Annotated in this window: 10 protein-coding genes; 1 reads left to right on the top strand and 9 read right to left on the bottom strand. The window is 64.2% G+C overall.

All coding sequences use genetic code 11. The features are described from left to right. Positions 1–276 precede the first annotated feature (276 nt). Positions 277–1,050, top strand: coding sequence for a TrmH family RNA methyltransferase (locus QM672_RS28570; RefSeq protein WP_311934441.1), 774 nt, complete (start codon positions 277–279; stop codon positions 1,048–1,050). A gap of 139 nt (positions 1,051–1,189) precedes the next feature. Here QM672_RS28570 and QM672_RS28565 read toward each other — a convergent pair whose 3' ends face one another. The 9 genes from QM672_RS28565 to pyrE all read right to left on the bottom strand — a co-directional run bounded on the left by QM672_RS28565 (position 1,190) and on the right by pyrE (position 8,003). Next, positions 1,190–1,726 (bottom strand): hypothetical protein, encoded by a 537-nt coding sequence (locus QM672_RS28565; RefSeq protein ID WP_415086663.1) that lies wholly within the window; start codon positions 1,724–1,726, stop codon positions 1,190–1,192. 65 nt (positions 1,727–1,791) lie between these two features. After that, entirely contained in the window at positions 1,792–2,523 is a 732-nt protein-coding gene (gene recO / locus QM672_RS28560; RefSeq protein ID WP_415086661.1) for a DNA repair protein RecO, read from the bottom strand. A 90-nt stretch (positions 2,524–2,613) separates the two neighbouring features. Then, complete coding sequence (gene era, locus QM672_RS28555; protein WP_311934438.1) at positions 2,614–3,528, bottom strand: GTPase Era; 915 nt, start codon at positions 3,526–3,528, stop codon at positions 2,614–2,616. Positions 3,529–3,665: 137 nt separating this feature from the next. Further along, positions 3,666–4,379, bottom strand: a complete 714-nt coding sequence (gene rnc, locus QM672_RS28550; RefSeq protein ID WP_311934437.1) for a ribonuclease III — start codon at positions 4,377–4,379, stop codon at positions 3,666–3,668. Next, positions 4,376–5,047, bottom strand: a complete 672-nt coding sequence (gene lepB, locus QM672_RS28545) for a signal peptidase I (RefSeq protein WP_415086659.1) — start codon at positions 5,045–5,047, stop codon at positions 4,376–4,378. The genes rnc and lepB (QM672_RS28545) overlap by 4 nt, the downstream gene beginning before the upstream one ends. Continuing rightward, on the bottom strand, positions 5,047–5,847 hold the full coding sequence (gene lepB / locus QM672_RS28540; RefSeq protein WP_415086657.1) for a signal peptidase I: 801 nt from the start codon (positions 5,845–5,847) through the stop codon (positions 5,047–5,049). The genes lepB (QM672_RS28545) and lepB (QM672_RS28540) overlap by 1 nt, the downstream gene beginning before the upstream one ends. Before the next feature lie 376 nt (positions 5,848–6,223). After that, positions 6,224–6,631, bottom strand: a complete 408-nt coding sequence (gene acpS, locus QM672_RS28535) for a holo-ACP synthase (protein ID WP_367625736.1) — start codon at positions 6,629–6,631, stop codon at positions 6,224–6,226. Next, positions 6,628–7,410 carry a pyridoxine 5'-phosphate synthase gene (locus tag QM672_RS28530; RefSeq protein WP_415086655.1) on the bottom strand — a complete coding sequence of 261 codons (783 nt, stop codon included), beginning with the start codon at positions 7,408–7,410 and terminating at the stop codon, positions 6,628–6,630. Before QM672_RS28530 ends, acpS begins: the two co-directional genes overlap by 4 nt. A gap of 2 nt (positions 7,411–7,412) precedes the next feature. After that, positions 7,413–8,003, bottom strand: coding sequence for an orotate phosphoribosyltransferase (pyrE, locus tag QM672_RS28525; RefSeq protein WP_311934433.1), 591 nt, complete (start codon positions 8,001–8,003; stop codon positions 7,413–7,415). Positions 8,004–8,162 lie beyond the last annotated feature (159 nt).

Raw genomic sequence — 8,162 nt, 5'->3', positions numbered from 1 at the left:
CCAACGTAGGCTGAGCCAACGGATTTACAGTCCGTCCCCTTTAACCACTCGGGCACCCCTCCAAAACGTCCTTCCGCAACGCTGTGACGCCGCTGCGAAATCGAAGCGGCCAAGTGGCGCGACCGCGTCGTTCAGAGGGCGCCGTTATGGTGAGGGGATCGGTGCCTGTCAACCCAAAAGGCGACAATTGTCGACGAGTTTTTACACTTAATCGCGGACAGGGCTTTTTTTGGTACGCCAGCCATGCCATGGGCAATCCCCGGAACGGAGATAAACATGAAGGACAGGGACCGCAGGGGCCATCGCGGCCACCATCGAGGCTATGCCGGCGAGGCAACGCTCGATACGGTGGTGATCTATGGCTGGCACCCGGTGCGCGAGGCGTTGCAGAACCCCAAGCGCAAGCTCAAGCGGCTGCTCGCCACCGAAAACGCCCTGAAAAGGCTGGCCGACGAGAAGGTCGAAACGCGAATCAAACCGGAAACCGTCCGCCCGGGCGATATCGACCGTCTGCTCACAGCCGATTCGATTCATCAGGGACTCTATCTGGAAGCGGCCCCCCTGCCCGCTCCCGCTTTCGGGGAACTCGGCGCGCAGGACATCGTCCTGGTGCTCGACCAGATCACCGACCCCCACAATGTCGGCGCCATCATCCGCTCGGCTGCCGCCTTCAAGGTGGCGGCCATCATCACCACGGAGCGCCATTCGCCTGCAGCCACTGGCGTGCTTGCCAAGTCGGCGTCAGGGGGCCTGGAACATGTGCCGGTCGTTTCCGTGCGCAATCTCGGCGATACGCTGGATGAAATGGGGGCGAGCGGCGTGACACGAATCGGCCTCGACTCGGAGGGACCGGCGACGTTGGAAGGCACGGCATTCGGTGGGCCGCTGGCGCTCGTGCTTGGCGCCGAGGGCAAGGGACTGCGCCAGCGCACGCGCTCTCTCTGCGATGCGCTGGCCCGGCTCGACATGCCCGGCGCGATCAAGAGCCTGAATGTCTCAAACGCTGCGGCCCTCGCGCTCTATGTCGCGCGGACGAGGATACCGGCCTAGCATTGCGCTTGCTGGAAGAGCGCAATGAATTCGGAGTGCCAGCCCCCGGCTGACATCCTGAAAACCGAGCGCTTTCCGGCACCCGTGATGTCAACCGGAGGCTGACGTTCCAGATCTCGCCCAAATGGCAGCCACCGCCCTATTTCGGGGGCTCGAAATCCATGCTTTCGAGATTGGGCCGCGGCACCGGCAATGCTCTTGCCTCCTGAATCGGCTCTGGGCGCGGTTTCGGGGCAGCCGCTAGCGGCAGGGCCTTGGGCGGATCGACCTTCTTGGGTGCCGACAAGGCCGCGCTGCGCGGCTTCGGCAGCGCCGGACGCGGCAGGTTCTGCGGTGTTCCGACGACACTGCGCGGCGGGCGAAGCGGACGCACCGCCGGACCGCGCTCTTCCGGCAGCACGTCATAAGACCCGTCGATATCGGGCTCATAGGCCGGCCCCCTCACCCACGGTCGCGGATAGGCAGGGCGCGGATAAAAGCTGTGGGTCTCGTAGCCGCCATCGTCCCCGCGATAAACGGGCCTGGGGTGATAAGGGCGCATGGGCGCCTCGAACTCGCCGTCCCAGCCTCCATCGCCGTAAAAGGGAGCGTCACGCCAGCCCGCCTGGGCCTGCGTTAGCGGGAGGGCGGCGAGAGAGAGTGCAATCGCCAACAGGGAAACGGGACGGATCGTCACGGCGTCATCCTCGAAAACTTCATCCCATCGCTGGTAGCCAACGACTTTGGCGGAATAAGGATTGGTTAACCCTTTTCTTCCGCCACCACCAGACTCTCCAGCAGGACGCGGCGCCCCTCGGGCATGGCAAGACCGCGCGGCGCAAAGACATCGCGCTCGAGGAAATACTGGGTCAGCCGCAAGGCATCCGCGATATCGCCGGCTTCGGGCATGCCCTCCTCCCCGCGCAGGAAGGCGGGCAAGCGCAGCAGCCTGTCATGCCAGGGGGTGCCGGCTTCACGGCAGACTGCCCTGCCGCTCTTGGGCGAGACATAGATGAGGTCGTCCTGCCGGCCGGTGACGGCGCAGGCAGCCAGGTCGAGGCCGAAGCCGAGATCCGACAGGATCTCGAGTTCGAAGCGAGCAATTAATGCCGGTGCCAGATCGGGTTCTCCAAGCACCTCCACGAGGTGGCCGAGCGCCTCGTGGAGGCCGGGATGCGGATCGCGTTCGGGCAGCAGGCGGACCAGAGCCGCCACATGGGTCATGGCGAACAGGGCTTGCCGGGAGGAGAGGAAGCGGGCGGCGTGCAATGTCAGCCCCTCGACGGCGAAATGGCCGAGATGCCCCTCGATCCGGGCGCGCCAGGTCAGTTGCACCTCATTGCCGGGCTGCAGCACCGGCTGCAATGTCCGCGAGCGCCCTCCGCGCACCATGCCGAGATGACGGCCATGATCCCTGGTCATTGTCTCCAGGATCACGCTGGATTCGCCATGGCGGCGCACACCCAATATGTAACCGCTGTCGATCCATTCCATCGGAACTGCCTCGCCCGGGCAAAGTAACGCGGGGGCCTGGAGTGTCAGCGATGTCAGCCAGGAGGCCGACACTCCCAGAAGGAACCCGCCTCAGGGCTTCTCCACCGGAAATTCGAGGCCCATTTCGCGATAGCGCTCGGGGTCATCGGACCAGTTCTCGCGCACCTTCACGAACAGGAACAGATGCACCGGCGCCTCTGCCATGGCCATGATTTCCTTGCGGGCCGCCATGGAGATCGCCTTGATGGTCTCTCCCCCCTTGCCGATGACGATCTTCTTGTGCCCCTCGCGCGTGACGTAGATCGTCTGCTCGATGCGGGCCGAACCATCCTTCATCGAGGTCCAGGCCGTGGTCTCCACCGTCGATTCGTAGGGCAGCTCGTCATGCAGGCGCAGGAACAGCTTCTCGCGCGTGATCTCGGCCGCCAGCGAGCGCAGGGGCGCATCCGATATCTGGTCCTCGGGATAGAGCCAGGGTCCGGCCGGCATGATGGAGCCGAGATGGTTGGTGAGGTCCTCCACGCCGCTGCCGGTCAGCGCCGACACCATGAAGGTCTCGTCGAAGGGCAGTCGTGCGTTGACGGCCTGGGCAAGCTCCAGCAGCTTCTCGCGCTTCACCGCATCGATCTTGTTGAGGATGAGGATGCGCTTCTGCTTGGTGGCAGAGAGCTTTTCCAGGATCGCCTCATTGCCTTCGTCGAGCCCGCGCTGGGCATCGACGAGCAGGCAGACGGCATCGGCATCGGCCGCGCCGCTCCAGGCGGTGGTGACCATGGCCCGATCGAGCCGGCGCTTGGGCTGGAAAATGCCGGGCGTGTCGACGAAGATGATCTGCGCATCCCCCGCCATGGCGATGCCGCGTACGATGGCACGCGTCGTCTGGACCTTGTGGGTGACGATCGACAGCTTGGCGCCGACGATGGCGTTCATCAGCGTGGACTTGCCGGCATTGGGGGCGCCGATCAGGGCGACGAAGCCGCATCTGGTGTTTGAAGTCTGGTTCATTTCAGCTTTCTAGCAGACATTGGCGTGCCGAAATACGGCTCGATTGGCCGATGATGCACAGCGGCCGGGTTTATTCTTCGTTTTCCGGAGAGCTCGGCGAGCCCGAAGGCGCATGAGTGGGCGTTCCGCCGGCCCGATCAGCCGCGACGCCCCTCCAGGGAAATACCCTCCCGCGCCATGAAGGCGGCTGCGGCGGCCTGCTCGGCCAGGCGCTTCGACTTGCCTTCGCCTTCGGCCGAGGTCAGCGTCTCGATGTCGACGGCAATCACGAAGCGCGGATTGTGGTCGGGCCCAGTGCGCGAGACCAGGCGATAGGTCGGCGCCTTCAGGGCCCTGCCCTGGGCCCATTCCTGCAGCGCCGTCTTGGCGTCGCTCGGCGGTCGCACCGGGGCGTGGAGCCGCTCGCGCCAGGCCTTTTCGACCACGGCGCGCGCCTTCTCATAGCCGGCATCCACGAAGACGCCGCCGATCAGGGCCTCGCAGACATCGCCCAGCGTGGTGACACGCTTGCGCCCGCCCGAATGGGCTTCGCCCAGGCCGAGCTTGACGTGCGGACCGACGCCCCAGTCGGTGGCGACGGCCGCGCAGGTCTCCTTGCGCACGAGATCGGAAAGCCGGCGCGACATGGCGCCCTCTTCGTCATCGGGGAAGACGCGGTAGAGCATGTCCGCGACCGCCAGCCCGAGCACACGGTCGCCGAGGAATTCAAGGCGCTGATAGCTCGCCAGCCGGCCTGGCCCATCGAGGAAACTGATATGCGTCAACGCCCGCTCCAAAAGAGAGCGATCGGCAAAGACATGGCCGAGCGCAGCTTCCAGTGTTTCGAGCGCAGGTTTCTTCTTCGAACTCATTGTATGATCTTAAACAGACGCATTTGTGCCTTGGCTGTCGAGAACAGGACCCGCCAGGGTTTGCCCACGAAATTCTCGAGCGAAATATAGCCGACAGCCGCAAGATCCCGCGAATCGTCGGAATTGTCGCGGTTATCACCCATCACGAAGCAATGGCCGGCCGGAACGACATATTCATCGGTATTGTCGTAATAGCCGCTGTCGCCCTGGATCTCGATCACTTCATAAGTGCGCCCATTCGCCAGGATCTCCCGGTATTTCGGCACCGGCTTCTCGCTACCGAACTCCACCGCAGTCTTGTAACTGCCGGCTGGTTCGCGGCGCACCATGTCCCCGTTGATGAACAGACGGCCATTGCGCATCTGGATGCGATCCCCCGGCAGGCCAATCACCCGCTTGATGAAATAGCTCGATCGCACCTTAGGCAATCGGAACACCGCCATGTCGCCGCGAGCGGGAGCCCCGGTTGCAGGCCCCTCGCCGAAGGGCAACACCATTACGATGTCCCCCACGAGCAGCGTCGGGATGTTGGAACCACTCGGCACGGAGAAATTGCGGCAAGAGGCGAGCAACAGCAAAGCGCCACCGGCAAGCAGCAATCTGCCGAGGCGGCTCGCACGAGGCCGAATTCGATACAACACTCCGTCAGGCGTGGTCCGATCCGTCATTATCGAATGAGCGAGAACAACCGGCTGCCGCGCACGGTCCACGGCCACTGCCAGAAAGCGAGCGGCGAGGCGTCATCGGCGACGGAGAAGAAGATGATCTGGCCCTTGCCGACGAAATTGTCGAGCGGCACATAGCCGACAGCGGCAAGATCGCGCGAATCATCGGAATTGTCGCGGTTGTCGCCCATCATGAAGTAGTTGCCCGGCGGCACGACATATTCGTCGGTATTGTCATAGTAGCCAGTGTCGCCCTGGATCTCGATGACCTCGTGCTTCACGCCGTTGGGCAGGGTCTCGATATATTTCGGCACCTGCTTGTCGCGCCCGAATTCATCCTTGACCAGATAGGTCCCGGCCTGCTCGCGCTGAACCATGGTGCCGTTGATGAGCAGCCGGCCCTGGCGCATCTGGATGCGGTCGCCTGGCAGGCCGATGACGCGCTTGATGAAATCGGTCGAATTGTCCTTGGGCAGCTTGAAGACGGCGATGTCGCCGCGCTTGGGCCCCTCGCCCGCCCACAGGCGGCCCGATGGCAGAATGCCGGAAATCACCGGCACCGAATAGCGCGACCAGCCATAGCTGTATTTGGAGACCATGACGTAGTCACCGACCAGGAGCGTCGGGATCAGCGAGCCGGACGGAATGTTGAACGGCTGGAACAAGGCCGTACGGACCACCAGCGCGATGATGAGCGCGTGAACGATGATCTTGATGAGCTCGCCGATACCGCCATCTTTCGACGTCTTCTTGGCGGCGCCGCTGGTGTCGGGCGTCTTGTTCGGTTGGCTGGCCACGCTCATCGATCTTCCATCTTTGGAGGCGGTCCTTGGCGGAACCGGAGCCTCGAAATATTGCTCCGATCCAAGATCCCGCAAGAACCTTGAAATTACGCAAAGCTTCCGGAGCCGGCCTTGAGGCAAGCTCCGGAAGCTTTGTAACGAAACAACCCTGTTGCGGCTGCTATAACCCCTGCGGATTGAGGGTGCAACGACAGAGCCTGCCGCGCGGGCATGTGGTGAGGCAAGGTCTTGCGCCGGATGAGAGCGGGGTTCGTCCTCGTCTGGCGCCGTACCATGCCTGACGAAACGTCCTGACAGCATCGATCATTCGCCGGAATGACGGATGCCAGAAACAGCATGATTTCGGCAATTGCGCGGCGACGGACAACCTTTCCTCTCAAGCGCGCGGTCGGGCCTCGATCACCACGAAGGCCTGCGCCAGGGGATGCTCGTCGGTCAGGCTGAGATGAAGATGGGCCTCATGCGCCTCTGGCAGCATGTCGCCAAGGCAGCGCAAGGCCGCACCGCTGAGCCGCAATTCGGGCCGGCCGCTCTCGGCATTGAGGACTTCCATGTCATGCCAGTGAATGCCCGCCATGCCGTTGACGCCGGTTCCCAGGGCCTTGGAGCAGGCCTCCTTGGCAGCGAAGCGCTTGGCAAGGGTACCGGCCTTGTCTGCCCGGCCCGCGGCCTTGGCCCGCTCGCCTTCGGTGAAGCAGCGTCGTTCGAAGCGCTCGCCGAAACGGGCGAGTGCGTCCTCGATCCGCCGGATGTCGCAAAGATCGCTGCCGATACCGATGATCATCCGGCACGGCTCCGTCCAGCCGCCATCGCCGCCTTGACGGTGCGGATGCTCTCGGCGAGCCCGACGAAAATCGCCTCTCCGATCAGGAAATGCCCGGTGTTGAACTCGGCGAATTCGGGTACCGCAGCCAGGATTTCAGAGGTCTCGAAGTCGAGCCCGTGCCCCGCATGCACTTCAAGGCCGAGGCCCGCGGCGATGGAAGCGCCGAGCTTCAAGCGCTCGAATTCGGCAGCAGCATGGCCGGTCTCCCCCGAAGCGACGGCTTCGCACCAGGTGCCCGTATGGAGCTCCACGATATCGGCACCCAGGGCGGCGCAGGCTTCCAGCACCGCCCTGTCCGGCTCGACGAACAGGGAGACACGGATGCCGCTGCCTTTGAGCCGCGGGATCGCCATCCGCAGATTGGCCTCGCCCGCCCTGACGTCCAGGCCTCCTTCGGTGGTCCGCTCCTCACGCTTTTCCGGCACCAGGCAGACGGCATGGGGCTTCACGTCCAGCGCGATCGCCAGCATCTCGTCGGTCACCGCCATCTCGAAATTCAGCGGCGCCTTCACTTCGGCGCGGATGCGACGGATGTCGGCATCTCGGATATGGCGGCGATCCTCGCGCAGATGGGCGGTGATGCCGTCAGCGCCGGCCTCGACCGCCAGATGCGCGGCGCGGACCGGATCCGGCCAGAGGCCACCGCGCGCGTTGCGCACGGTGGCCACGTGGTCGACATTGACACCCAGGCGCAGAGCCTCCGGGCGCGGAACCTTGGGCAGAGCAGTTGCGGTCATCTTCAGGCCTGTCCTGCGAGAGCCCGGCTGCCGGGCTTGACGGCCGGCAGGCTGGCAAGTTCCGGCGGCAGCTTGTCGGCCTCGAAGGTGGGGATGTCCAAGGTCGCCAGAGCCACCAGAGGCTTGCCGAGCTCGGCCTTGCCGCCCGAGCGGTCGATCAGGCAGGCCGCCCCGACGATTTCGCCCGGCTGGTCGGCGATGGAGGCCAGGCATTCCCGCGAGGACAGGCCGGTGGTGATGATATCCTCCACCATCACCACGCGGGCGCCCTTGGGAATGGCAAAGCCGCGCCGCAGCTGGAACTGGCCGTTCTCGCGTTCCACGAACACCGTCTTGGCACCGAGCGCGCGCGCGGTCTCGTAGCCCGGGACGATGCCGCCCACGGCCGGGGACACCACCATGTCGATGGGTCCATAGGCGGCGCGGATGCGCTCGGCCAAGGCGCGGCAAAGACGTTCGGTGCGCGGAGGATCCATGAAGACGAGGTTCTTCTGCAGATAGACCGCGGAATGCCGTCCCGATGTCAGGATGAAATGTCCTTCGAGCAATGCCCCCGCCGCCCGGAATTCCGCCAGCACCTCATCCTGCGTCATCATCGTCTCCTGGTTTTTCCGGTTGTACGGGCTACGCTTCCGGGGCGTACAGATCAATGGCCGACACCGGTTGGAGGTCGAAAATTTCGTGAAGAGCCAACGGCGGTGTCCCGCCCGTGGGTCGGCAACGGGAGGTTTTGGATATGCCTTTGCGCTTCC

The organism is Labrys sp. (in: a-proteobacteria) (genome assembly GCF_047605565.1).
Classification (GTDB): Bacteria; Pseudomonadota; Alphaproteobacteria; order Rhizobiales; family Labraceae; genus Labrys; species Labrys neptuniae.
The sequence above is the reverse complement of the archived record's forward strand: the minus strand, read 5'-3'. Positions and strand labels throughout refer to the sequence as shown.